The 24,276-nt window shown below is 71.0% G+C and carries 21 protein-coding genes, 1 tRNA gene and 1 pseudogene; 8 read left to right on the plus strand and 15 right to left on the minus strand.

What is annotated here, in order from left to right; all coding sequences use genetic code 11:
- Positions 1-3: 3 nt before the first annotated feature.
- The 6 genes from ACSIH6_RS09755 to ACSIH6_RS09780 form a co-directional block, all read right to left on the minus strand.
- A complete protein-coding gene (locus ACSIH6_RS09755) occupies positions 4-567 on the minus strand; it encodes a TetR/AcrR family transcriptional regulator (RefSeq protein WP_435107909.1) in 564 nt (187 codons plus the stop codon).
- Between the two features lie 447 nt (positions 568-1,014).
- Positions 1,015-2,616, minus strand: coding sequence for a hypothetical protein (locus ACSIH6_RS09760; RefSeq protein WP_435107910.1), 1,602 nt, complete (start codon positions 2,614-2,616; stop codon positions 1,015-1,017).
- A complete protein-coding gene (locus tag ACSIH6_RS09765) occupies positions 2,616-2,942 on the minus strand; it encodes a helix-turn-helix domain-containing protein (RefSeq protein WP_435107911.1) in 327 nt (108 codons plus the stop codon). The genes ACSIH6_RS09760 and ACSIH6_RS09765 overlap by 1 nt, the downstream gene beginning before the upstream one ends.
- Entirely contained in the window at positions 2,939-4,015 is a 1,077-nt protein-coding gene (locus tag ACSIH6_RS09770; protein ID WP_435107912.1) for a tyrosine-type recombinase/integrase, read from the minus strand. The genes ACSIH6_RS09765 and ACSIH6_RS09770 overlap by 4 nt, the downstream gene beginning before the upstream one ends.
- Positions 4,016-4,316: 301 nt before the next feature.
- The gene (locus ACSIH6_RS09775; protein WP_435107913.1) at positions 4,317-4,811 is read right to left on the minus strand and encodes a peptidylprolyl isomerase; all 495 of its coding nucleotides are present in this window, start codon (positions 4,809-4,811) and stop codon (positions 4,317-4,319) included.
- Between the two features lie 242 nt (positions 4,812-5,053).
- Positions 5,054-6,640 (minus strand): hypothetical protein, encoded by a 1,587-nt coding sequence (locus ACSIH6_RS09780; protein ID WP_435107914.1) that lies wholly within the window; start codon positions 6,638-6,640, stop codon positions 5,054-5,056.
- 487 nt (positions 6,641-7,127) lie between these two features.
- Between ACSIH6_RS09780 and ACSIH6_RS09785 the strand changes: the two genes are divergently transcribed.
- Positions 7,128-8,369 (plus strand): MFS transporter, encoded by a 1,242-nt coding sequence (locus ACSIH6_RS09785; RefSeq protein WP_435107915.1) that lies wholly within the window; start codon positions 7,128-7,130, stop codon positions 8,367-8,369.
- Positions 8,370-8,419: 50 nt separating this feature from the next.
- Here the strand turns inward: ACSIH6_RS09785 and fdhA are convergent, their stop codons facing one another.
- On the minus strand, positions 8,420-9,640 hold the full coding sequence (gene fdhA / locus ACSIH6_RS09790) for a formaldehyde dehydrogenase, glutathione-independent (RefSeq protein WP_435107916.1): 1,221 nt from the start codon (positions 9,638-9,640) through the stop codon (positions 8,420-8,422).
- 276 nt (positions 9,641-9,916) lie between these two features.
- Here fdhA and ACSIH6_RS09795 point away from each other — a divergent pair.
- A tRNA-Thr gene (locus ACSIH6_RS09795) sits at positions 9,917-9,989 on the plus strand.
- Positions 9,990-11,034: 1,045 nt separating this feature from the next.
- Positions 11,035-13,317 (plus strand): S9 family peptidase, encoded by a 2,283-nt coding sequence (locus tag ACSIH6_RS09800; protein ID WP_435107917.1) that lies wholly within the window; start codon positions 11,035-11,037, stop codon positions 13,315-13,317.
- Between the two features lie 326 nt (positions 13,318-13,643).
- On the opposite strand, the gene ACSIH6_RS09805 is transcribed toward ACSIH6_RS09800, so the two are convergent.
- From ACSIH6_RS09805 to ACSIH6_RS09825, 5 genes and pseudogenes are all read right to left on the minus strand, one after another.
- Positions 13,644-14,063, minus strand: a complete 420-nt coding sequence (locus ACSIH6_RS09805; protein WP_435107918.1) for a hypothetical protein — start codon at positions 14,061-14,063, stop codon at positions 13,644-13,646.
- A 99-nt stretch (positions 14,064-14,162) separates the two neighbouring features.
- Positions 14,163-14,510 (minus strand): VOC family protein, encoded by a 348-nt coding sequence (locus ACSIH6_RS09810; protein WP_435107919.1) that lies wholly within the window; start codon positions 14,508-14,510, stop codon positions 14,163-14,165.
- 222 nt (positions 14,511-14,732) lie between these two features.
- Positions 14,733-15,437, minus strand: a complete 705-nt coding sequence (locus tag ACSIH6_RS09815; protein ID WP_435107920.1) for an AAA family ATPase — start codon at positions 15,435-15,437, stop codon at positions 14,733-14,735.
- Between the two features lie 195 nt (positions 15,438-15,632).
- Positions 15,633-15,844, minus strand: a pseudogene (locus ACSIH6_RS09820) (IS481 family transposase); the annotation flags it as partial.
- A 97-nt stretch (positions 15,845-15,941) separates the two neighbouring features.
- Complete coding sequence (locus ACSIH6_RS09825) at positions 15,942-16,916, minus strand: GntR family transcriptional regulator (protein ID WP_435107921.1); 975 nt, start codon at positions 16,914-16,916, stop codon at positions 15,942-15,944.
- Between the two features lie 302 nt (positions 16,917-17,218).
- On the opposite strand from ACSIH6_RS09825, the gene ACSIH6_RS09830 reads away from it, so the two are divergent.
- From ACSIH6_RS09830 to ACSIH6_RS09845, 4 genes are all read left to right on the plus strand, one after another.
- Positions 17,219-18,391, plus strand: a complete 1,173-nt coding sequence (locus ACSIH6_RS09830) for a DUF418 domain-containing protein (protein WP_435107922.1) — start codon at positions 17,219-17,221, stop codon at positions 18,389-18,391.
- 228 nt (positions 18,392-18,619) lie between these two features.
- Positions 18,620-19,042: a MarR family winged helix-turn-helix transcriptional regulator gene (locus ACSIH6_RS09835; RefSeq protein ID WP_435107923.1), complete on the plus strand. Its 423-nt coding sequence runs from the start codon at positions 18,620-18,622 to the stop codon at positions 19,040-19,042.
- Between the two features lie 31 nt (positions 19,043-19,073).
- Positions 19,074-19,607 (plus strand): oxidoreductase, encoded by a 534-nt coding sequence (locus ACSIH6_RS09840; RefSeq protein WP_435107924.1) that lies wholly within the window; start codon positions 19,074-19,076, stop codon positions 19,605-19,607.
- A 91-nt stretch (positions 19,608-19,698) separates the two neighbouring features.
- On the plus strand, positions 19,699-20,682 hold the full coding sequence (locus ACSIH6_RS09845; protein ID WP_435107925.1) for a CPBP family intramembrane glutamic endopeptidase: 984 nt from the start codon (positions 19,699-19,701) through the stop codon (positions 20,680-20,682).
- A gap of 60 nt (positions 20,683-20,742) precedes the next feature.
- Here ACSIH6_RS09845 and ACSIH6_RS09850 read toward each other — a convergent pair whose 3' ends face one another.
- Positions 20,743-21,357: a TetR/AcrR family transcriptional regulator gene (locus ACSIH6_RS09850; protein WP_435107926.1), complete on the minus strand. Its 615-nt coding sequence runs from the start codon at positions 21,355-21,357 to the stop codon at positions 20,743-20,745.
- A gap of 140 nt (positions 21,358-21,497) precedes the next feature.
- On the opposite strand from ACSIH6_RS09850, the gene ACSIH6_RS09855 reads away from it, so the two are divergent.
- On the plus strand, positions 21,498-22,130 hold the full coding sequence (locus ACSIH6_RS09855) for an NAD(P)H-dependent oxidoreductase (RefSeq protein WP_435107927.1): 633 nt from the start codon (positions 21,498-21,500) through the stop codon (positions 22,128-22,130).
- 227 nt (positions 22,131-22,357) lie between these two features.
- On the opposite strand, the gene ACSIH6_RS09860 is transcribed toward ACSIH6_RS09855, so the two are convergent.
- Positions 22,358-23,248 (minus strand): aminoglycoside phosphotransferase family protein, encoded by an 891-nt coding sequence (locus ACSIH6_RS09860; RefSeq protein ID WP_435107928.1) that lies wholly within the window; start codon positions 23,246-23,248, stop codon positions 22,358-22,360.
- Between the two features lie 144 nt (positions 23,249-23,392).
- Positions 23,393-24,274, minus strand: coding sequence for a CPBP family intramembrane glutamic endopeptidase (locus ACSIH6_RS09865; RefSeq protein ID WP_435107929.1), 882 nt, complete (start codon positions 24,272-24,274; stop codon positions 23,393-23,395).
- Between the last annotated feature and the right edge of the window lie 2 nt (positions 24,275-24,276).

Below are 24,276 nucleotides of genomic sequence, written 5' to 3' on the forward strand. Positions count from 1 at the left end.
CGGTCAGCCGAGCCGGTCGGCGACGGCGGTCACCGCCGCCAGGACCACCGCGCGGTCCGGGCCGCCCTCGTCGCGCTCGAAGTGGCGGTGCATCGACCACCCCTCGATCAGGGCGTCCAGAGCGCGGCACGTCTCGGAGGGAAAGTGCGCGGACAGGGAGGCGCGGCTGACGTCCATCCACGCGCGCGCGGCCCTTCGGGTCGCCTCGTTGTGGTTGGCGTAGGAGTACATCTCGAAGAGCAGCACGAACTGGCGCGGGGTGGCGTACTCCGGTCCGCAGATGAGGTCGGCCACGGCCTCGCACGCCTCGGTCCGGTCCCGCGCGGCCGAGAGCCGGTCCGCGTAGTACGCCGACATGGTCCGCGCCAACTGCGCGAACGCCTGCTCCAGGATCGCGGGCAGGCCGTCGAAGTGGTAGGTGAGCGAGCCCAGGGGCACCGAGGCGCGATCGGCGATCGCGCGGTGCGTGGTCTTGTGCACACCGCGCTCGGCGATCACCTCCAGGGCCGCGGCGAGGATGCGCTCCTTGCGTCGCGGGTCGTTGGCCACCCGCCTGGTTCCGGCCATGTTCCCCTTCCGTCCACGTCCATTCTGGGTACGGACAAGGTAAGCCGGAAAGGGCCAACGGACAGGTCCGTGCTTCCGGAGCCCGGTAGTACGACGCGGACCTTCGCCCGACAGGGAACCGGACGGAGGTTTCTGGAGGTGCCGTCGAGGCGGTTCGGGACCCGGTGCGGGCTTCCGCGCCTCTGACACCCGTCGTCGGGGGCGCGTTTCTCCTGAATCCGGCCTCCGACAAATGGACTTCCCGGAAGCGGGACGTATCGTCTCGCCACCAGGGCACAACGAACCGGCCCCGTGCAACCGCTGCTTGCGAGGGGCCGGCACGGAGTGCTCGCCCTGAACCGAGAGCTACTTCGCCCCTCGACGTGGCTTCGGGGGAAGCGGGCCGAGATTCCCCAGAGTTCGTGGGAACTGAAGGATCATCATCCTGAACCCGAGAACCTTCGGGATTTATGAACGATTCCGACCCTTGGGTTTGGGGCCAACCTGCGAGATGCGCTGTTCGGCGGGCCCTTCCAGGAGCTGTTGAGCAGCGGTGGCGTAGCGGATGGCGGTCTTGTCGTCGAGGCCGAACACAGTCGCCAGGTGCAGCGGATCCGGGCCGTGAGCCAGCGCCTCATCGAGCTGCCGGTCCATCCGCAGGCGTTCGAGTGTCGCGGTGAGCCCGCGAAACGCCCTGGTCATCCAGACCTTGCCGACCGGGCCGGCCTCCACGGCCGTCTGCTGGCTAATGATCAGGTGCGGGTTGGCTGTGTGGGGCCAGCGGGTGCGCCGGTAGTCGAGCCACTCCAGCAGTGCCCGGTGGGTGAGGTCATCGAGAGGGTCGGTGCGGCCCGCGATGGTCAGGCGGCGGTTGCCGAGGTCCACGTCGTCGAGGAGCATGTGGCGGATGGTCGTGGGTCGGGCGGCGTGGATCGCTGCCAGGGCGAGTGCGAGGCGGGCATCGGGCTTTGTCGCCCTGGCGACCGCGTCCTTGATCTCGTTGGGCTGGAGCGGCTGGAGAACCTGGTAGTCCTGGCGACCGGCTCGGATGCGGGCGGTGGGGTCGCGGAAGATGCTGCGGGTCCTCTTGCAGTGCCGGAACAGAGAGCGCAGTGCTCCGAGGGTGTGGTGGCGGTCGTTGCCGTGCAGGCCCTCGGCCACGGCGAGAACGTCGTCCCGTGTGATCTCGCGAAGGTGGTCGAACCGCTGCGACCATTCCCGCAGTGTGCCGTCGATGTAGTTCAGGTAGCCGTGAACCGTGGAGAGGGAGCGTGCCTGGGTGCGCGGTCCGCCGTCGTGGAGGGTGCGCAGCCAGTTCTCCACGTCGGTGCGGATCCCGGGGGTGAGGTCGGCAAGACGTCGCTGCAACCACGCGTCCAGGGCGGGGGTTCGGTCATCCTCGAACAGGCCCTGGTGTTCCAGGACCTCGATGGTGCGCTCGGCGCTGAGACCGTGAGCGAGCAGGACCGGTGAGAGTTCGGAGAAGCAGATCCGATCCCCTGGCCGGTGGAGTGAGAGCAGGATGACCAGTGCCCGGTCCACGTCCTTGGCCACCCACCGGCTCCAGCCGCGGGTTTCGCCGAACACCTGGGCGATCTGGCGGGCATGGGCCAGCGTCGGGTTGGTCAGGTCCGCGTGCTGTTGTCGGTCGAAGGCGGAGTAGTCGCGTGGCACCGTTACTTCCAGGCGGAGCTGCTGCCACTCCTCCCGCTCATGGGACGGAGCGAGGGCTGGCGGCGGGCTGGGCTTTCGGCGGCCCCGTTTACCCAGGAGGGGGCCGGGTTGGCGGATGCGGTGCATGCCCGCGAGGAACAGTTGCTGGTGGGCGACTTGCGGTAGCCGTGCCCGGAACACGGTGTCCTCGGTCTTGGCTTCCCAGCTCGCCTGAAGGCGGCATAGGCGGCAGTGGCCGTCGTGCACCGGAACCTGACGGTCGCAGGCGGTGCAGCGTCCGAGTCCGTGGAGTTGACCGAAGGTGTAGCAGGCCCGGCAGTAGCGTCCCGGAAGCTGCCCCCAGGCGAAGCAGCCCGCGCAGCTCGCGGCCGGTTTGTTCGGGGAGATGCGGCCCATCAGAGCGGCGGAAGAGAGCGTCCGTCCTTGCGTTTGGGGACCACCGCCGGCGGCGATCCGGTGGCGGCGGCCGCCTTCTGCGGGGATTCTTCCTGGGGGCGCCGGACCTTCTCCGGTTCCGGAATGAGCAGGTCCTGGGGTCCGCAGTCGAGCACCGCGCAGATGACGTCGAGGTCGTCGAGCTTGATGCTGGCCGGATCTCCGGACCACAGGCCCGACATCTTTCCGGCGCTGATCACCAGGCCGTGCTCGGCGAGCAGGCGCTGCATCTGGCTGGCCTTCCAGATGCCGCGGTTGGCGGCGGCCAGCCGCAGGTTCCACTTCACGGCATGAGTCCCTTCAAACGTTCGGCGGCTCGCTGTTGGGCAGCGATCCAGGCGTCTTCGACGTGGGTGCGGTGGACGTGGACGTACTTCATCGTCGTGGCGATCCAGGAATGGCCCAGGACCTGCTGGATCGCGATGAGGTCCATGCCGCCGAGGTAGAGCTGGGAGGCGCAGAAGTGCCGCAGGACGTGCGGCGTCATCCTTCCGCCCCAGTCGGGCAGGTGGCGTTCGGCCGCCTCGACCAGTGATGAGCGCAGGGCCTCGTCGCCGATCCTCCTGCTGGTGCCGTCGGCGTTGGTGCGCTCGGAGGGGAACAGCGGGGCACCGGGACGGGTGTGGTCGTCGTCGAAGTGTCCCCACACGTCCTCGATGAACCAGCGCAGGGTGCGCCCTGCGTCGTTGATCAGCGGGACCATGCGCTCGCGCGGCCCTGATCCGCGGGCGCCTTTGCCCTGGCGGACGTGGAGCTTGCCGAACCGGCCCAGCTCCCACTTCACGTCGTCCAGGTCCAGGCTGCGGGCCTCGTTCACCCGCAGACCGACCTCGGCCATCAGGCGGCAGGCCGCGTAGTTGCGGGCCGTAGGTGCGAACTTGCGACAGATCGCGAGCTCACCCCGCCATCCGGCGAACAGCTGCTCCACCTGCTCGGCCGAGGGCGGGATGCGCAGCCGGGCCTCGCGCTGGCCGCGAGGGCGGTTCATCTCGTCGATCGGGCATTCGACGATGCGGCCGGTCATCTGATGGATCTCGACCTTGTGGCGCAGCTCCAGGAACGCGAAGAACGTCTTCAACGCCTGGGCTCTGGCCAGGCGGGTGCCCTTGGCCGCATCACGCAGCACCTTGCCGAAGTAGACGTCGGCCTCGCGGGGCTCCATCTCCCAGAGCGGGCGCCCGAGCCAGGTGCGGGCCTGTTCGAGATGGACCACATCGGAGCTGATCGTGGAGTCGGCCAGTCCGGCTGCGGCACGGGCGAGAACGAACCCGGCCAGCACGTCGGTCTCGAACTCCGCGATCTCCTCGGGGCCGACCGGGGCTCGTGCCTCGCGCAGGTCTCGGACGACTCCCAGGGCCAACCCGCGCCTCCTCGCCTTCACTGGATCAAGAGGTTGATCACTCTAGACGAGGAGGCTTCGGGATTCCTGAAGTTCGGTCAGATTGTTACCGCAGGCCCTGTCGGGAGGGGATCAGGGCAGGTCCGCAGGTGAGCAGGCGATCGTCACAAGCAGCGGACAGCCGGACGAACTCCAGGGTTATCTCTCACCAGGTGCGGTAGCGGATCGCGGCAGCTCGTCGTCATCTGCGGGCGAGCCCGCTGGTTGTTTGCCGAAGGCTGTCCACGGCCGGCCCGGGGCCCATCAGCATGACGGGTCCGGTTCAACCCTCGACGGTGCCGGAGGCGGTGATCTCGATCTTGGCCTTGGTGGCACCCGACGGTGAGCCCAGGGACTCGATCCTGTCAACGAGCTCCTGGCCCTCCACCACCTCGCCGAAGACGACGTGCTTGCCGTCGAGCCACGGGGTGACGACGGTGGTGACGAAGAACTGAGAGCCGTTGGTGTTGCGGCCGGAGTTGGCCATCGACAGCAGGTACGGACGGTCATGCCTCAGGTCGAAGTTCTCGTCGGCGAACTTCGCGCCGTAGATGCTCTTGCCACCCGTGCCGTCGTGGTTGGTGAAGTCGCCGCCCTGCAGCATGAACTGCGGGATGACGCGGTGGAAGCCGGAGCCCGCGTAGCCGAAGCCGTTCTGTCCGGTGGCCAGCTCGCGGAAGTTCTGGGCGGTCTTCGGGACGACCTTGTCGAAGAGGGTGAAGACGATGCGGCCTGCGGGCGCGCCGTCGATGGTGATGTCGAAGTAGACGTTACTCATGGGAACCATTTTGGCACTTGAGGTGTGGTGTTTGTCCGGTGCGGTCCTGAGCCTGACACGGAGGGGGACGGTCAGAAGATCGGCGGCTCCGCGACCGGGTCAGCCACCTCAACGGCGCGCACCTGGGCACCGTGACGCGCCAGTAGAACCCGATCCCCGTGGTCGGATCCGGGTTCTTCCTTCAGCCTCGGACGACGTCGGTCCCGCTCACCATGGGACGAGCGGGACGGACGTCGGCGCAGTCAGTCCATGAGGCGATCGAAGATCCCCCGCACGTCCGCCGCGGAGTAGTCCGAGTCGTACTCCCCGGGCACGATGTCGAGGAAGGAGGTCTCGTACTCCAGTTCGTCGGGGCAGGGGTCGCCGATCTCCTCGGTGTACTCCTCCACCAGCTCGCCGCTGTGCAGCTCGTAAGCCTGGATGGTGAACGCGGTGGCGTAGAAGTCGACGCTGGCCACATCCGTGAACGGAAGCAGCAGTTGGTCCGCGCCCGGCTCGTAGGTGCAGGTCTGCTGGTATCCGCCCCGTTCGGGGCCCTCCACACAGACCGCCAGGACCGTCTCCTCGGCGGTGTCGGCGCGCCAGGAGTCGGGAAAGTCGTACTCGTCGGGGTCCAACCCCGACAGGCGCATCGCGTGTGGTCCCCGCCCCTCGTACGCGGGCGCGCCCGGGAAGGCGGCCGGATGCGCACAGTACTCCTCGCTGGCGAGCAGACTCTCGGCCGAGCGCACCGCCAGCGGATGCTCGGGGTGGGCCGTCAGGAACTCCTGGTGGGCCGACGCCCCCGCTTCGGGCCGGGCCGCGCCGAGGGCGTCCGCGCAGTGGAACATCCGGGCCGGCGCCTGCTCGGCCTGGGACGCTGTCGCCCGGGCCAGCTCGGGTTCCTCCCAGGTCTGTGCGAGCAGCCAGTCGTCGATCTCCTTGGCCCGGCAGGGGGGAACGCTGTCGAGGGAAGTGAGGAACGACTCCGTGACGGCGCTCGCGCGTTCGCTCTGGCCGGGAGTGGAGCGCAGTGTCGTCGACAGTTGCGCGAAGGCGTCCTCCACCGCGGCCATTGAGGCCACGTGGCCGTCCAGCGCCTCGTCGCTTCCCTCCTGCTCCCGGGCGTGCGTCACGACCCCGTCGAGCAGGCGTTCGGCGTGTTCGGGTCCGGCGCCGTCCCAGAGCGCGCCGGGTCCGGCCAGGTACTTCTCCAACATCTCGGCCGCGGCCGACGGGTCCTGTTCGGTCAGGGCGACGGAGAGCAGCTCGCAGGCCTGCCGCTGCTCGACGCCGCGGGAGGCGACCGAGTTGTAGGCGAGCTCGTGCGCCGGGACAAGCCATCGCAGGGAGGCCAGAGCGCGGTCACAGTCGCCCTCGGCGTGCGCGGCCTCGGCGTCGCGGGTGATCGCCCAGGTGTCCAGCCGCAGCCACACGATCACGACCAGGAGCACGCAGACGGCCATGAACACCCGTGCGCGCCACGGCGGAGGGTCGGCTTCGCCGCGCGGGACCGGGGCACCGCCGGGGTGGCGCGTGAGCCGCCACGCGTGGAGGACCGGACCCGCCCACGCGAGCGCGAGGAGGACCCTCCATGCCGTGACATGCGGGAACAGGACGGAGAGCGTGACCAGAGCCAGGGCCGTGGACGAGGCGGCCAGCATCAGGCGGGGGCGGCGCGCCAGGAGGTAGCCGAGACCGAGCAGGGTGGCGTTGCCGAGGACCGTGGAGAGCGGGTCGGGTCCCTGGCGCGGGTGTGGTCCGATCTCGGGTTCGATCTCGGGTTCGATTTCGGGTTCGGGTTCGGAAGCGGTGTGAGGCGTGGGAGGGCGGTGTTCGGATTCCGTCATGGGGGTCTCCGGCCGTGACGAGGGGGTGATCGCGGGTTACCAGACAAACAGATCGGGAGCCGATCCGGACACCTTTCACCCGGCCGTACCGGACGTCCCCTCCCCCGGTGCGCGGTCGCTCCACGTCACCGGACCTGGAATTCGGTGAGTGCCGGGGGCGGACCGCAGCCGCCACCGCACCAGGAAGCCCTGGCCGTCTGCCCGGAGGTGTTCGACGGCTGCGCCGCCGTCCTCCAGTGGGCGCTGCTGGATGCCCGCACCCGCCGATGGATGCCCGCACCCACCGTGCCCACACCTCGCGGGTACGGTCCTTCCTGGTCTGGCTGGAGGATGCCGCCCCGGTCGGCGTCGACCCGCCCACCGATGCCTCGGCCGCTCCGCCTTCCGTTCTGGTACGCGGCCTCCCCCGACCGGGGACATGGTGTCCGCGCCCAAAAGTGTGTACTTTTGTACACATTGTTGACCTTCGCCCCGCTGGGAGCTCCTCATGGGAACCGCCATGGGTCGTCGGCGCCTCGCGCTGTGCGTCCTCTTCCTCCTGCCCGGGTTGGGGATCTCCTCCTGGGTCACGCGCACCCCCGCCATCCGCGACGCGCTGGGGGCCTCCACCGCCGAGATGGGACTCGTCCTGTTCGGCCTCTCGGCCGGGTCCATGCTCGGCATCCTCAGTTCGGGCGCACTCGTCTCCCGCCTGGGCGCCCGACCGGTCATCGTCGCCGGCACCGTCGCCGTGATCGCGAGCATGCCCGTCATCGGCCTGGGCGCGGCCCTGTCGGTCCCCCTCATCGTCGCGCTGGGCCTGTTCCTCTTCGGGCTGGGCATGGGCGGCGGCGAGGTCGCCATGAACGTCGAGGGTGCCGACATCGAACAGACCCTCTCCGAACCGCTGCTGCCGCGCCTGCACGGCTTCTTCAGCCTGGGAACCGTGATCGGCGCCCTCACCGGCATGGCGTTCACCGCGATCGGGTTCCCCGTGGCGTGGCACCTGGTGGCGATCGGGGTCCTGGCACTGGTAGCCGCGACGGCGACCCTCGGCGCCCTGCCCCCCGACACCGGCCGGGCGCTCCCGCGCGCCTCCGACCAGCAGGCCACACAGGGTGGACGCGCGTTGTGGAAGGACACGCGCCTGATGCTGATCGGCGTCATCGTGCTCGCGATGGCCCTGGCCGAGGGCACCGCCAACGACTGGCTTCCGCTGATCATGGTCGACGGCCACGGCTTCGACCAGGCCATGGGGTCGATGGTCTACGCCGTCTTCGCCGTGTCGATGACGGTCGGGCGCTTCGCCGGGGGATACTTCCTGGCGCGCTTCGGCAGGTCCCGCGTGCTCGCGGCGAGCGCGCTGGCCGGGGCGGCGGGAATGGGGCTGGTGGCGGCCGCCGACAGCCCGGTCCTGGCGACGGCGGCCGTGGTCCTGTGGGGGCTGGGCGCCTCCCTGGGCTTTCCCGTGGTCCTGTCCGCGGCCGGGGACTCCGGGCCCGACTCCGCGGCCCGGGTCTCCCTGGTGGCGACGCTCGGCTACGTCGCCTTCCTGGTCGGGCCGCCCGTGCTGGGTCTGCTGGGCGAGGCGTACGGGCTGCGCGGGGCACTGGTCGTGCCCCTGGTCTTCGTCGTGCTCGCCGGGTGCCTCAGCCCGGCCGCCCGTCCGCGCCAGGCGGCGGACGCGAGGGCCGCCGGGCGGGACGGTGCTGACTCCAGCCGGGACGGTGCGGACGCCGAACGCACCTGAGTCCGTCCACGCCCTGGTCGTCGCCCGCGCGCCCTGGACCTCCCCGAGCGTCAGCGCGTGCCGAGGTAGTTGTTCGGGTCGAGCACGTACTTGCTGGCCGCGCCCTCGTCGAAGGCCCGGTACCCCTCGGGTGCCTCCTCCAGCGGGATCGCCACGGCGTTGACGGCCTCGGCGATCCGCACCCGGTCGTTGAGGATCGCCTCCATCAGCTCGCGGTGGTACTTCATGACCGGGCACTGGCCGGTGAAGAAGGCGTGCGACTTCGACCACCCCAGCCCGAACCGGACCGACAGGGAACCCTTCTTGGCGGCCTCGTCGGACGCTCCGGGGTCGCCGGTCACGTACAGGCCCGGGATCCCGATGGACCCTCCGGCCCTGGTCACGTCCATCGCGGTGTTGAGCACGCTGGCGGGAGCCTCCCGCGAGGCGCCCTCACCCGTCCCGTGCGCCTCGAAGCCGACCGCGTCCACCGCGCAGTCCACCTCGGTGACGCCCAGGATCCGCTCGATCTGCCCGGCCAGGTCCCCCTCGGCCACGTTGACCGTCTCGCACCCGAAGCTGCGGGCCTGGGCCAGCCGCTCCTCCTTCATGTCCGCGACGATCACCACCGCCGCGCCGAGCAGGCGGGCCGACGCGGCGGCGGCCAGCCCGACGGGTCCGGCTCCCGCGACGTAGACGCTCGAACCCACGCCCACACCCGCGGTGACGCAGCCGTGGTAGCCGGTCGGGAAGATGTCCGAGAGCATCGTCAGGTCCAGGATCTTCTCCATCGCCTGGTCGCGGTCGGGGAAGGCGAGGAGGTTCCAGTCCGCGTAGGGCACGAGCGCGTACCTGGCCTGTCCGCCGACCCAGCCGCCCATGTCGACGTAGCCGTAGGCCGAGCCCGGCCGGTCGGGGTTGACGTTCAGGCAGATCTCCGTGTGCCGCGCCTTGCAGTTGCGGCAGCGCCCGCAGGAGATGTTGAACGGGACCGAGACGAGGTCGCCGACCTGGACGAACTCCACGTCGGGGCCGGTCTCGATGACCTCGCCGGTGATCTCGTGGCCCAGGACCAACCCTTCCGGCGCGGTGGTGCGCCCCCGCACCATGTGCTGGTCGCTGCCGCAGATGTTGGTGGCGACCACCTTCAGGATCGCCCCGTGCGGAACCTTGCGTCCGACGTTCGCGGGGTTGACCCCGGGACCGTCCTTGATGACGAACTCGGGGTAGTCGACGTCCTCGACCTCGACCCGGCCCGCGCCCTTGTACACCACACCCCTGTTGCCAGCCATGTCCTTCCCACCTCTCCGCCCCCGGGTGGGGGCACTTTCCCCTGTGGTTTCCGGTGGGGGCGAGGGGCAACCGGACACCGCGGGTCTCTCCGGATTCTTTGCCGGATCCGGGTGCGCGGGGGTGGTGCGGCCGACGCGGGAGGAGGGGCCTGTCAGCCGAGGAGGCGGCGGCCGGGGCGGCGAATCGTCCGCCCCGGCGTATCCGAGTAGGCCGGGCGGTATCTGAACCGGTACCATTTCCGAGGGACGCAGCCGGGACCACGGTCGCGGCAGCCCGCCAGCGTAGCTCAATTGGCAGAGCAATCGCCTTGTAAGCGATAGGTTAGGGGTTCAAGTCCCCTCGCTGGCTCTCATGTGGTCTGACCTGGGAAGATGCTCGGCTAGTCGCGTCGCCGGGGCGGCCGGACCGCCCCGAGAGCAATCGCCTACGCTGACCTCCGTCCGCCCGAGGACGGGCGCGACGGTGCCGCCGCGTCGTACACCGGCGCTGACAAGAGTGCTGACATTCCGCGCTTCGAGCCTGTGCGGTTGGGAGCTCGTCGGACGGGTGCACCTGCGGTCCTGGCTGGTGCGGCTGCGCCATCGCCAGCACAAGGGTCAACAACCACTACCGGTGCTTACAGCAGTTCTTCGAGCGCAGGGCTGCGAGGGCGGGCGTGACGCACGTGCGCCCGGATCGCTTCCGGCACGACTTCTCGCACCGCTAATTGGACAACGGCGGGGCCGAGAGCGACCTGATGGAGCTGAACGGGTGGGACTCGCGGCAGATGCTGCGCCACTACGACCAGGTCATGGAGCGCTGTGCCTGAGGTCAGTGAGCGGGGCGCTGACAGTGGTGGGCTGGTGCCGCTGTCAACGCTTCCGTTAGCGCTCTTTGAAGCTCTTGAGGAGTCAGATGCCAGTGCGGATTCCGTGTGTCCGTTGTGTGAGGATGAACCTCGGCTGAGCAGAAACCGAGTGGTTGGCGCGCCTTAACTTAGATTGCGGCGAGATAACGGGCTGCGTTTCCGCAGGTCGTTAAGGTGAGCCCCGCGCACGCGGGGATGGACCGCGCGGCACGCGGGCCCTGGAGGGCTACGCCGAGTGAGCCCCGCGCACGCGAGGAAGGGCGAACTGGCCGCGGCGGTCCCGTTGGGCGGATCCAGGCGGAGGGTGTGAGCTGACCCGGTCTCAGGGCGGCCCTGGTGCGTTCCGGGGCCGTTCGACGTGTCTCGGGGTCCGCCTGATCCGTGACCTCGGAACGCCCACGAAGCTACTCACGGATTACTCGGTCCCTCGCCATGGCCCGGGAGAATCGGGCCTCCATGTGATGTCGTTCACCGGTCCCTTGACTCCGACGCGACGTCACCCTGTTGCATGGGCGGCGCCAAGCACCACGAGCGGAAGGCTTCCCCGTGAACGATCCGGCTGAACGAACACGCCTCGACGCCGCCGACTACGCCCGCGCGGAGCAGATGCTCGCGCCGTACAGAGCCCGCCTCATACCACAGGCCGCCGTCGCACCGCAGTGGTCCAGCGACGGCACCCGGTTCTGGTACCGCTCAGGGACACGACACGTCCTGGTCGATCCGGCGGCGGGCACCAGACGCGACGCGTTCGACCACGAACGTCTGGCGGCAGCGCTGTCACAGGGCTCCGGACACGCGGTCGAGGCCGACGCTCTGCCGCTGGCGTCCCTTGACTTCGAGCCCCCGGGCAGCGACGCCGACGTGATCCGCTTCTCGGCGTTCGACACCCGGTGGGAGTGGTCGGACCGCGCCTCGTCCTGTACCCGGATCGACGACGACCACCCCGCAGGGCCGGGCGAGCTCGCCTCACCGGACAAGGCGTGGGTGGCGTTCCGCCGTGGGGGCGACGTGTGGGTGCGCAGCCGCGACGGTCAGCAGGAGTTCGCGCTCACCGAGGACGCGGAGCCGGACTGGGACTACGGTGGCCTGCCCGACGCCGCCTCGAAGGTATCGCTGCCCTTGCAGGGCCTGGGTTCGCCGCTCGTGGCCGAGTGGTCACCGGACTCCACCCGGTTGCTCACCCACCGGATCGACCAGCGGGGACTGCCCGAACAGGTGCTGGTGGAGTCGGCTCCGCCCGGGGGAGGGCGGCCGGTGGCACACCGCGTCCGCTACCCCATGCCCGACGACGAGGCCCAGGCGACGGTGTCGTGGCGCGTGCTCGACGTCGGTACCCGAGAGGTCGTCAGCGAACAGGGCGACCCGGAGGTCCTCTCGGTCCACAACCTGTCGCGGCGGTGGTGGACGGGGCAGCGGGGCAGCGCGATCCACGTCCTGCACCAGGCGAGGGACGGGCGCACCGTGGAACTGCGCCGTCTCGACCCGCTCACCGGGGAGCGGACGACGCTGGTCACCGAGACCGACCGCACCCGGGTCGACCCCTCGCCCTACCTCCACCTTTCTCCGGTGACGCGTGTACTGGACTCCGGGGAGATCCTGTGGTGGTCCCAGCGCGACGGTTGGGGCCACCTCTACCTTTACTCCGCCGACGGTGGTCGGGTCGAGCGGGTCACCGAGGGGCCGTGGCTGGTCCACCAGGTGCTGTGGGTCGATGAGGACCGCCGCCAGGTGTGGTTCGTCGCATGTGGACTCCACGCCGACGACCCCTACGTGCGACAGATCTGCCGGGTGGGCCTCGACGGCAGCGGGTTCGTGCGGCTCACCGACGACGACCTCGACCACGACGCGGTCAGTCCTCCGCAGGGCGGCTATCTCCTCGACCGGGCCTCGGACGTGGCCACGCCGCCGCAGGCTCGGGTGCTCGACGGCGACGGGCTGCTCCTGGTCGAACTCGAGGCCCCGGACACCACTTCGCTCGAAGCGGCGGGCTGGAGTCCGCCCGAGCGGTTCCACACCCTCGCCGCCGACGGGAGCACTCCGATCCACGGAGTGCTGTGGCGACCGCACGGCTTCGACCCGGCCAGGCGCTACCCCGTCATCGACCACTGCTACCCCGGACCCAACACGCACCGGGCGTCGCCGGCGTTCGGGAACCTGTTCACCGGCGAGCCCGAGGCACTGGCCGCGCTCGGGTTCGCCGTGGTCGCGATCGACGGCCGAGGCACCCCGCTGCGCAGCAAGGCCTTCCTGGATCACTCCTACACGGGGGACCTGGGCATGTCGGCGGCGTTGGCCGACCACGTCGCCGCGATCCGCGAGCTGGGGCGCCGCCACTCCTGGTTGGATACCGATCGAGTGGCCATGACCGGCGATTCAGGGGGCGGTTTCGCCACGGCCCGTGCCCTGCTCACCCACCCGGAGTTCTACACCGTGGGTGTCGCGCGGACCGGCGCCCACGACTTCTCGATCTACCTGCCGTTCTGGACCGAACAGTTCTGCGGCGAGCCGAGCGCCGAGAACCGCCGGGCCATGGTCAACACGCACCTTGCCGACAACCTGCGCGGCAAGCTCCTGTTGATCGACGGGGAGCTCGACGACAACGTGCTGCACTACCAGAGCATGCGCCTCGTCGACGCGCTCATCGACGCCGACGCCGATGTCGACATGCTCCTCGTGCCAGGCGTCGACCACAGTCTCATGGGCCGCTACCACTACATCACGCGGCGGACCTGGGACTACCTGGTGCGCCACCTGCACGGCACCGAACCCCCGCGCTACCGCATCGCTCCGCTCCCGCCGATGCCCGAATGGGCCCTCATCCCGTCCTGAGGATGCGGCGGTAGGGTCCACCTCGGCTCACAGCGGATTCAGAACCGCCCCCGGGCAACGGACTGTTGCTCGGGGGCGGGCTGGACGGCGATGCCGACCACCGCGTCGACACCCTCTCCGGGCTGACCGGTCCCGAGGTGGAGGACCTGAGGCCCGGGGTTGCGGAACACCGGAACGAAGACCCGCGCCGCGTCGTGTCCGGGGAAGCGTCTACGGGATGCGCGGATCCGACGGCGGAGTCGTACACCAACTCCCTGCGCCGGTGCACCACAGAACACCTGCTGACCGTCGCCCGTCCGGCTCCGGACTCCGCGCACGCGACATCTCTAGCACTGGGCGGACGTGGCCTCGATCCCCGCCGCACGTAACCTCCGGACCAGGAGCTCCACCTCCGGAAGGGTTCCCGAGTAGTCACCGGCCACTACCCGGTCGAGCACGGCTCTGGCGTCGGTGAGGTCGATGCCGAGCTCGGCCCGCAGCACACGCATGATCGCGACGTTCCTGGCGGGCGCGTCCACGAGAAGCGTCACCGGGCCGTGCTCGTCGAGAATCCGGTCCCGCAGCTCGTCGGGGAGAGCACTGCCACAGGACGCCATCGAGGACCCACAGGTCCGGCACACGCATTCGACATCCCATCGCAGGGAACCGTCCACCAGGGCCTGGACGCCCTGGCACTCCAGTCGTCCGCCGCACCCCTGACACACGGCCGGGTATTCGATGGATGCGTACACAGGCTGCTGGGTCATCCCCGCCCCTCCACGGAAGAGAAGGCCGAACGGTCACGTGAGGCTGTGAAAGCGGTCAGGGACAGGAGGCCCCGGCCTGGTCGGGCGTGTGGGGTGCTGTCAGCGATGGCCCAGTACGTTGACCACCCGGCCGTTGGGGTCGCGGACGAAGAACCGCCGCACGCCCCACTCCTCGTCCTGCAAAGGGTGGACGATCTCCGCGCCGCTGTCCCGCACGGCCGCGTAGGCCGCGTCCACGTCGTCCACCTCGACACTCATGTCGGGGATGACGGGGCCGGTCTTGTCAGCGGTCATGAAGCTGACCTGTGCGGCCGGAGCAGAGGGGGAGGCGAGCGTCATGAGCCAACCGTGGTTCATGACCTCCTCGAAGCCCAGTAGGCCGTAGAACTCCCGGCTCTCCCGCGCGGCCTCCGACCGAATATTGGGCACCACGCGGCGAACGGCCATCGACGACTCCAGGTGGGAACGAACCTGCCTCCGGAACGCTCTCACAGGTACTACGGCACAACCACCGCCGCAAACACTTTTCCGCGACAGCCGGGTCGAGGGAAACGCTCGTCCGCACTCCGCGCACACGGAGGCGGGACCGTCCGTATGAGGACCGGCTGTTCTTCGTTGAGGGTGTCCGGCCGGGCGTGCGTACAGGCGGACGGCGCCGACCGGCCGGTGTCACGAGGTACTGGACATCACGAGTCCGAGCTGAGCAGGGGGCGGCTCCGCCGCAGTGTGCAGGGGACCGCGGGCGTCCGGGCGGGATCCGAACCGGATCCAGGCCAGCTCCCGGGCCCGGCGCCGGTCGAGTGCGAGCAGACTGCGCGCGCCCGGCGCGAACGCCGTCGGCCTGTGCCGGGTGGCCGTGCGCAGCCGCCGCCAGCGCCGCGAATGCACCCGGTGGCTGCGCTCGGTCACCCGCCGCCCCCGGGCGTCCTGCCCGCTCCGGGCCTCCTGCGGGGTGGCGTCGATCATCAGCACGTGCACCTCGTACCGGCGGAGTCGGCAGAGCAGGGCGAGCAGCACGCGGACCGAGCGCCGGGTCCCGCACTCGTGCACCACCACCGGGCCGCCGCGTAACGCCTCGGCCACCCGGGCCAGGTGCAGTACGTGCACCACCCAGCGCCACAGCGGGTAGGGGATTCGGCCGAGCAGCGGTCCCAGCCGGTACCGCGACTGTAGCGAGTCGATCACCCGCACACCGTCCGCGGTGAGCACGGTCCGGTCCTCGTCCCCGCGCAGACCGAACAGCCGCCGCAGCAGGGTGCTCTTCCCGGCCCCGGGTACCCCGGCGACCAGAACCAGGGACCGCCGAGGGTAGACCGCCCCGCGCACCCTCGCGTCTTTCACCGCGGGTGCGTACCGCACCAGACCCTGGGACATCTTCGGTAGCTCCTCAAAGCCGACCTTCGCGCCGGTGGGGTGCGGCTCTACAGCGGCCGCGTCACCAACGTCATGGCGCTACTGGGTGTGTACTGACCTGAGAGGTTGGTGCCGCGGAAGGCGGGAGGGCCGCCGATCGCGGTGTGGAACCGGTGGTGATTGTAGTGATGCCGCCGCCTCGGAACGCCTCCCGTTCCTCTCGTCGGCCGGGATCCCGCCGTAGGCCAGGCGGGAGTGGTCGTCCACGGCGTCGTGCGGGTAGGCGTCCCCCGTGTTCAGGTGTACCCCGTACCGGAGGGGTTCTCGCGCCCCTGGACGCGTCCGAGCCCCTTGTGGCCGCCGCCGTCGGGGATGTCGCCGAGTTTCCTGATGTCCACGTGCGCCAGCTCGCCGGGGCGCTCACGCTCACCGCCACGCACCGCGCGCTCGCGGGACGCTCGTCGAGACCCCTTCGCGGGCTCGCCGAGGTGTGCCTGTCGGGCCTGGAGGCCGCCCGTTCGCAGATCAGCCTCCCGATTCGATCAGGGGCGCGAGCCCGTCGAGCAGGTGTCGCATGCCGAGGTCGAAGATCGCGTGCACGTCGGGTAGCCCCGAGATGCTGAACGTCAGGGGAAACCGGCCCTGCTCGGCGATCCGCAGGAACTCCTCGCCCCTGGACCTCCACCAGTGCTCGGCGTCCATCCCGAACTCGTACCCCTCCACCACCGCCCGTGTGCCCTGGAGGGCCATGCCGGAGGTGTAGGCGGACAGGAAGGTGAGGATCGCCATGGCCTCGTCCGGTGAGCGCCCCTGAGCGGTGATCACCTTCATCATCCACTCGGCGTTCTGCACCAGCCCGGGGGACTGGACCGCCCCGGCGATCGGGGTCAACCGGATGGTCCAGGGGTGCATCCGGTAGATGCCCCACTCTGTCCGGAGCGCCAGTTCGAGTGCTCCGCGCCAGTCGGCGGGCGGCGGTTCGGGCAGGGCGTGCTCCGTGTAGACCTGGTCGATCATCGCGGTCACCAACGCGTCCTTGTTCGTGACGTGGCGGTACAGGGCCATGGTGCTCACCCCCAGATGGGTGGCGACCCTGCGCATGGACAGACCGTCGGTGCCCTCCGCGTCGGCGATGGTGATCGCGGCCCGGACGATGGCCTCTTTGGTGAGACCGGGCTCTGCGGCCGGGTGGCGCTCTCCCGCCTCCGCCGGGCGCGGGCGTTCCCGCTGCCGCTGTGGTCCTCGCGGCTCCGGCGCGGGGGCGGGCGCGTTCCGCACGAGGGTCCCCACCCCGCGCACCGCTTCGACCAGACCCTCCTGGCGCAGGGCCACGAGCGCCTTGGTGGCGGTGGCCATGGCCACCCCCCACTCGCGCATGATCTCCCTCGTCGAGGGCACCCGCTCTCCCGGCCGCAGCTCCCCGGCGTCGATGCGCGCGCGGATGTCGGCGACGACCCGCGCGTAGGGCGGCAGCTCCCGTTTCCCGCTCGTGGACACCACTGACCCCCTTCGGCCCTGTTTCGCTGCCCCCGAGTGTACTAGTGCACGATGGAGGCTTGGGTTGGCTCGTCGAAGGCGCCGGGGCGTCCCGAAGAGCCTCTTTCGATGCCTGGTGCACTAGATCAGTGCACTAGTTCGGTTCGCTGGCGACAGTGAGCTTCTGGGCTATCTGGCAAGGGTTTACAGCGGGGGGAGTGCTGTGTGTACGATGTACGCGCAGTGCGTCGCTCCGACGTGCGCCCCGGTGCGTGCCTCGGTGCGTACGCCGTCCATCTGAGCCCACGGCCCTTTCGGAGGCCACCATGTCCCACACGCCCACACCCGAGGCCCGCACCGCCCCGGCCTCGGACCACCCGCTCCCGCTCGACCGCCGCTCCCTGGCCCCGGACCTGGCCCGCGGCGTCATGCTGCTGTTCATCGCGCTCGCCCACACGCACCTGTTCACCGTGTTCATCGGCGGCCTCGAGGGCGTTCCCACCACCGCGGATCAGATCACCACCGCGGGCACGGTCATGTTCGTCGACCTGCGCAGCTACCCCATGTTCGCGGCCCTGTTCGGTTACGGCCTGGCCCAGATCCACCGCCGCCGCAGCGAGCAGGGACACGCCTGGCCCTGGACCCGCGACCTGCTGCGCCGACGCGGCCTGTGGCTGATCGTCTTCGGGCTGGCGCACACGGTGCTGCTCTTCCCCGCGGACATCCTGGCCGTCTACGGCCTGGTGACGCTGCTCCTGGCGGGCGTTCTGCGGCTGCGCGACCGGACCCTGGTGCTCCTGGCGGTGGCCTGGCTTCCCGTGGCCACGGCCGTCCACGCCCTGATCGCCGCCGAGGACACCGTGACGGGTCAGGGCATGCCGCTGATGCCCGACGGGTTCGTGGACGAACTCCTCTTCCGTGTGACCCTGTTCTCGGTCCTTGCGGTGGTGATGTTCGCCAGCACCCTCGTGCCGTTCCTGATCGGCGTCCTGGCGGCCCGGCACCGACTCCTGGAACGGCCCCACGAGCACCTGCGGCTGTTGCGCGCGACCGCGTTCGCGGGCATTCCCCTGGCCGCGTTGGGCGGTCTCCCCCTGGCCCTGGACAAGGCGGGGGTGTGGACTGACGCCACCCCCGGGGACGTCGTGGTCACCACCGCCCTGCACCAGGTGAGCGGCTACGCGGGCGCTCTGGGTTACGCTGCGCTCATCGCCCTGGTCGCCGTTCGCCTCACGGGCAGGGAGGGGCCGGTGACCGACGCCCTGGCCGCGCTCGGACAGCGTTCCATGACCTTCTACCTGGCCCAGTCGATCGTGTGGGCGGTGCTGTTCTCCTCCTACACGCTCGACCTGCACATGACGTCACCGGCCGTTGGTGTGGGCGTCGCGGTGGCCGTGTGGCTGACCACCGTGCTGCTCGCCGACCTCATGCGCCGCCGGGGTGTGCGCGGACCAGCCGAGGTGGCGCTACGCCGCCTGACCTACGGGCCGCCTCGCTGAACCGGCCGGTCCTTCCGAAGCCGTGGCGGGGGCCGGGCAGCTGCTGAGCGGCTACGGCAGAGCCCGTGGCCCCGCCGGGGGCGGGGGCGACCGCCTGTGTACCCGCGCCGGACGGCCGCGGCCCCCGGGTCCCCGGCGCGGTTGGGGGCGCCGGTGACACGCACGGTCCACGTCGGGCCTCGAACATGTTTGCTTCGAGGCGAGAAGTAAATTCGCTATGCTCGGAGCATGGGGCACAGTGAGCTTGAGCTGGCGGTGGTGGCGACCCAGAACGTCGTGATGCAGGCGAACGACCAGCTGGAGACGGCACTGGCCGAGCACCGTCTCACGCGCGCCACCGCGCAGGCCCTGTGGGAGATCGACCCCGACGAGACGCCCCCGTCGATGAAGACGATGGCCAGGCGGCTGTTCTGCCAGGCGCCCAACCTGAGCTTCGTGGTCAACCAGCTCGCCGAGAGGGGGCTGGTGGAGCGGCAGGTGGACCCCGCCGACCGCCGCTCGCGTGTGCTCATCCTGACCGCCGAAGGCCGTCGCGTGCGCGCCGCGGTCATCGAGGCGGCCGTGGCCACGACCCCGCTGGCCCAGCTCGACGAGGCCGAGTTGCGCCAGCTCGTGGCGCTGTTGGGCAAGGCCCTCCAACCGTCCGCGTAGGGGCTTCGTGCAGGGCTGGCCGCTCGCTGCGGTGCTACGACGCTGCGCCGCCACAGCGCTGCGCCCCTACGCCGCCGCCCGCCGGGCCGTGGACGCCGGGTTCCTGGGCGTGGAGGTGCACGCCGCCAACGGCCACCTCCTCCACCAGTTCCTCGCTCCCAACACCAACCGGCGCCAGGACGCCTACGGCGGCACCCTCGGGAACCGGATGCGCTTCGTCCTGGAGGTGGCCGGGGCCGTCATCGCCGAGATCGGCCCCGACCGCGTCGGCGTGCGCGTCTCCCCGGGCAACACCGTCAACGGCATCACCGAGACCGCCGACGACCTCGCCGCCCTCTACCCGGAGCCGGCCACCCGCCTGGACGCCCTGGGGCCCGTGTACCTGCACGTGGCCTTCGCCGACCCCGACGGCCCCGTGTGGAAGCGGATCCGCTGCCGCTGGTCGCGCACCCTGATCGGCAACCCGGTGCTGCCCGCCGGGGCGGTTCCCGCCGACGGCGGCCCGCCGGGCCCGCGTGTTCGTCACCGGCCACCTGGCCGTGCCACGGTCTCCGTCGGCGCATGACGTCTGTCATGCCCATCCCGTGCGGGGCGTGGAGGAAACCCGTGACCGGTGGCACTCTGTCACGGCTCTGCTCCGGCCTAGGTTCGGGAGCATGGACCCCAACGACAAGCGTCACCCCGCCGCGTCGGCCCCGCGGCCCGTCCCGCCGGGCGTGGAGTACCACCGCGTGCTCGCCGGGGACAAGCGCTGCATCGGGCGCGGCGTCCTCGCGATCGTGCTCCTGCTGGTGGGGATGTTCGCCTTCAGCATCGTCTTCTCCCAGGCCGCCGCCCTCGTCGACACGCGGATGGACAGGACCAATCCGGCGGCGGGCGGCACCGACTACACGCCGCTCTACCACGGCGCGACCATGTTCTCGCTCGCGCTGCTCATCCCGTGGAGCATGCTCATCCAGCGGTGGCTCTACGGCGTGCGCGGCGCCTCGCTGCACTCGGTGGTGTCGGGTTTCCGGTTCGACGTGTTCGGCCGGGCGCTCCTGTTCATCGGCCCCCTCTGGCTGATCGCCGTAACCGTCATGAACGTCTCGACGCCCTCCGAGCAGACCCACTGGCCGGTCGCCGACCTGGTCGGCATGTTCGTCCTCACCCTCCTGCTGGTGCCCCTCCAGACGGCGGGCGAGGAGTACGGCCTGCGCGGACTGGTCTTCCGGGTCGCCGGAAGCTGGAGCCGGGGGCCGCGGGCAGGGCTGGTCGTCGGCGTCCTCGTCTCCAGCCTGGTGTTCACGACCATCCACGGCGCGGGAGATCCGTGGATCAACCTCTGGTACTTCACGCTCGCCGTCAGCCTGGCCGTCATCACCTGGCGCACCGGCGGCGTCGAGAGCGCGGTCGTCATCCATGGGCTGCTCAACACGCTCACCTTCCTCCTCGTCACCGCTCTGCACACCGACATCGGCGCCTCCATCGCGGACCGGTCGGCGGGCACCGGGTCACCCGTCCTGCTCGTGCCCAGCGTCACCGTCGCCGTGGTCGCGGTCGTGGTGTGGGTGCGCACGCGTGGGACAGGGCCGGCCCTGACTCCCGCGGCAGTCCAGGACCACCCGGACGCACGGCCCGTAGGGGTTCCGACCGTGTGATGAGGAGCGGCTGACCCGGCCGGGGTGCGCGGCGCGGGGCCGCCGGTCTCCGAGGAGCGGTCAGTCCCCGAGGAGGCGTTCGACGAGGAACCGCCAGCCGTCGACCAGGGGGTGGGGGGCGCACCGCTCCGGGGGGCCGGGGACCTCCTCCGCTGACAGGTACAGCATCAGGGGCCCCTCCAGAGCGGCGGTCAGCTGCACGGCGAGGCCGTCCAGCTGGGCCGGGGGCACACCGGCCAGGCCCAGGAGCATGCGGATGTGGGGCTGGGTCATGCCGGCCGCGCCCGCCGGTACCGGCAGTGAGCGGTCCACGGCGGCCCGGGCGAGCGTGTGGTGTTCCAGCAGGAAGGGGATGCGGGCGCACCCGTAGGCGACCAGGCGTCGCACGGGGTCGGCGCCCGGTCCCAGCGGCGGCGGTCCGGACAGCACCCGCTCCTGGAAGCGGCGCTCGTCGTCTTCGAGCAGGGCCACGAAGATGCCGGCGCGACTGCCGAAGCGGCGGAAGACGGTGCCCTTGCCCAGTCCCGCCCTCTCGGCGAGGCCGTCCATGGTCACCTGCTGTGTTCCGTGTTCGGCGATCATCGCGCGGGCCGTCTCCAGCAGGCGTTCGCGGTTGCGCGCGGCGTCCGCGCGCTCGCCGCGCGCTTTCCCGAAGGGCACCAGGGGGGAGGTCACACGGCCAATCTACCCCGGGAACACTAAGCGGGGGGAAGTCCGTTTATAGTGGTGTGCGGTCACCCGGACAGAGGAACCGTCCGGCTGTGTGGCCGTGCTCCGCATGCCGCGGACCCGAACACCCTTGGGGGAAGAGCCCGATGAACCTGTTCCGTCTGGACGCCAGCATCCTGCCGACCGTCTCCGGCAGCGCCGAGATCGCCGACCGGGTCGAGGCCGAATGGACCGCCGCCCGCCCGCAGGGCGCCGTCACCCGCCGCCACCTGGGCACCGACCCGCTGCCCGCCGACGCCTGGGCCCTGGCCACGACCGGCGCGGCCACGGACGAGGCCGACCGCACCCCGGAACAGGACCGGGCCCTGGCCCTGGCGGCCGAACTGGCCGCCGAGCTCCAGGAGGCCGACGCGGTGGTTCTGGCCGTGCCGCTGTACAACTACGGCGTCTCCCAGCACTTCAAGACCTGGGCCGACCTGGTCATCGCGGGTGCGGGCCCCGGTACCCCGCTGCTGAAGGGCACCCCCACCGTGCTGGCCACCACCCTCGGTGGCGGCTACGGCCCCGGAACCCCCCGCGAGGGCTGGGACCACTCCACCCCCTACCTGGAGCGCGTCGTCGGCGACGTCTGGCAGGCCGACCTGACCCTCATCAAGCGCGAGCTCACCCTGGCCGCGACCACGCCGGGCATGGAGGCCCTCAAGGACCTCGCCCAGCAGGAGCACGACCAGGCCCTGGCCAGTGCCAGCGAGGTCGGCCGGGTGCTCGCCGCGCGCTGACGGCACCGCCCCCGGCCGCCGTCAACGGCCCGAACGCCGAACCCGCCCGGGGCCGCCGTCGACCACGTGATCCGTGTTCCCGGTGGGTCCGGGCGGTGTTCGTACGGGTCCTGGGGGTTCGGGCGACCTGCCCGGCACCGATCCCGGGGCCGTCTGGTGAACGCCTCCGCGCCCCGGCGGGGAGACCGGGGACGCCCACCGCCACGGTCACCCGGTACCGGTCGGGGTCAGCTCCCGGCGAGGACCTGCGCGAGCGCGTGGGAGACCTGCCTGACCATTCCCGGGTTGGTCTCCCGGTAGTAGTCCAGGCCGGTGACCGCCTGGTAGAGGGTCCAGCCCCGTCCGCGCAGGTAGGCGCCGTCGTCGGTGCCGAGCTCGGACAGGAACAACGCGCGGCTGCGGCCGGTGAAGACGTTCCACGCCGGTTGCAGGTCACAGGCCGGGTCACCGACGTTGAGCCCGCCCCAGTCGATGACCGCGGACAGTCGGCCCGCGTCGACCAGCAGGTTGCCGGGGAGCAGGTCGCCGTGCACCCACGCGTCGCGACCCCACGGCGGCGCCGCGAGCGACTCCTCCCAGGAGCGGATGAGGGCGGCGCCGTCCACCCGGTCGCCGAGCCCGTGGACCGCGCGGCGGACGTGCTCGTCGTTCTCCGCCAACGCGCCGCCCCGTGCGCCCCTGGCCCGGGGCGGCGCGTCGCCGGTGTCGACGCGTCGCATCGCGGCGACGAAGCCCGCGAGGTCGACGGCGGCCTGTTCGTGGTCGTCGATGGTGCCGTTGGCGTTGTCGCCGGGCAGCCACTCGTAGACGGACCACGTGAAGGGGTACTCCTCGGCGGGCGGCCCCGTCGCCACCTGCACGGGCAGGGCCAGCGGCAGGTGGGGCGCCAGCCGGGGCAGCCAGGTCGACTCGCGCTCGGCCTGCCCGGAAGCCCATCCGATCCGCGGCATCCGGACGCAGAGCCGTTCGCCGAGCCGGTAGACGTCGTGGTCCGTGCCGTAGGAGGGGACCAGCGTCAGCGGCAGGCCCGCCCACTGTGGGAACCGCGAACGCAGGAGCCGCCGCACGAGGTCCGGACTTGTCTGGACCTCGTCGGCGTGCATCCTGGTTCGGCTCATCCGGTCATGTTCGCAGAGGGCGACGGCGGTGCGCCGGGATTTTCCGGCCGGTCTGCGCTCTCCGCCGGGGGAGAGCCCCGGTGGCGCGGCGACGGGTGGGGCCGCGACGGCGGCGCACGGTGGGCGACCGCCCGTCCCTCGGCGCTAGCCCCGGGTTCCGTCGGGACGGCGCAGTCCCAGGCGGCCACGGGTGCAGACCGCGAGGATCACCGCGAGCAGGGCGACCATGGCGACCTCGGGCGCGCTCGCCGGGTCGCCCACGGCCACGGCCTTGACGCCCGAGACGACGTTGATCGCGGCGTGGGTGATGATCGCGGCGAGCACGCCGCCGCGGGCGGAGTTGAAGACGTGGCCGAGGACCACCGTGAACCCGACGCAGAGCAGGGCGTAGGCGGGGAAGTACATCTGCGACTGGAGCGTGCCAGCCATGGCGAACAGGGGAGCGTGCCACATCGCCCAGACCGCGCCGAGCACCACGTTCGCGGCCAGCGGGGAGAGCACGCCCTGGAGCCGGGGCAGCGCGAACCCCCGCCACCCCAGTTCCTCGTTGCCGCCGCCGACCAGCGCGATGACCAGGAACTGGACGGGCAGGGTCGGCAGCGCCGCCCACAGCTGGGCCTCGTCCAGGGTCGACTGGCCCAGGTACACCTGGATTGCTGCGGAGCCCGCGAGGGCCAGGACCATCAGCACGGTGATCGCGTAGGGCCTGACGCCGCCCCTGCGCCGGAGCGAGTGCCGCCGGAAGAGCGCGCCCACGCCCCGGCGGCCCTGGGTGGCCGCGGTGACGACGGCCGCGGCCACCATCGGCCCGAAACTGCCGACGATCACGGCGGGCATCGGGTCGCCCCCGGCGAGCAGCCGGGAGCCGACCCACCAGGCGGTCCAGGAGAAGGCGAAGGCGATCACGAGGAAGGCGGTGAGGCCGCCGGGGTCGGTGGCCGTCGTGCGGGACTGGTCGGGGGCCTCGGAGGGGGCGAAGGTCGGGGGGCTCGTGAGGGAGCTGTCGGTAACCATGCCGAGGAACATAC

The sequence above is a fragment of the Nocardiopsis synnemataformans genome (assembly GCF_965343085.1).
GTDB lineage: Bacteria > Actinomycetota > Actinomycetes > Streptosporangiales > Streptosporangiaceae > Nocardiopsis > Nocardiopsis alborubida.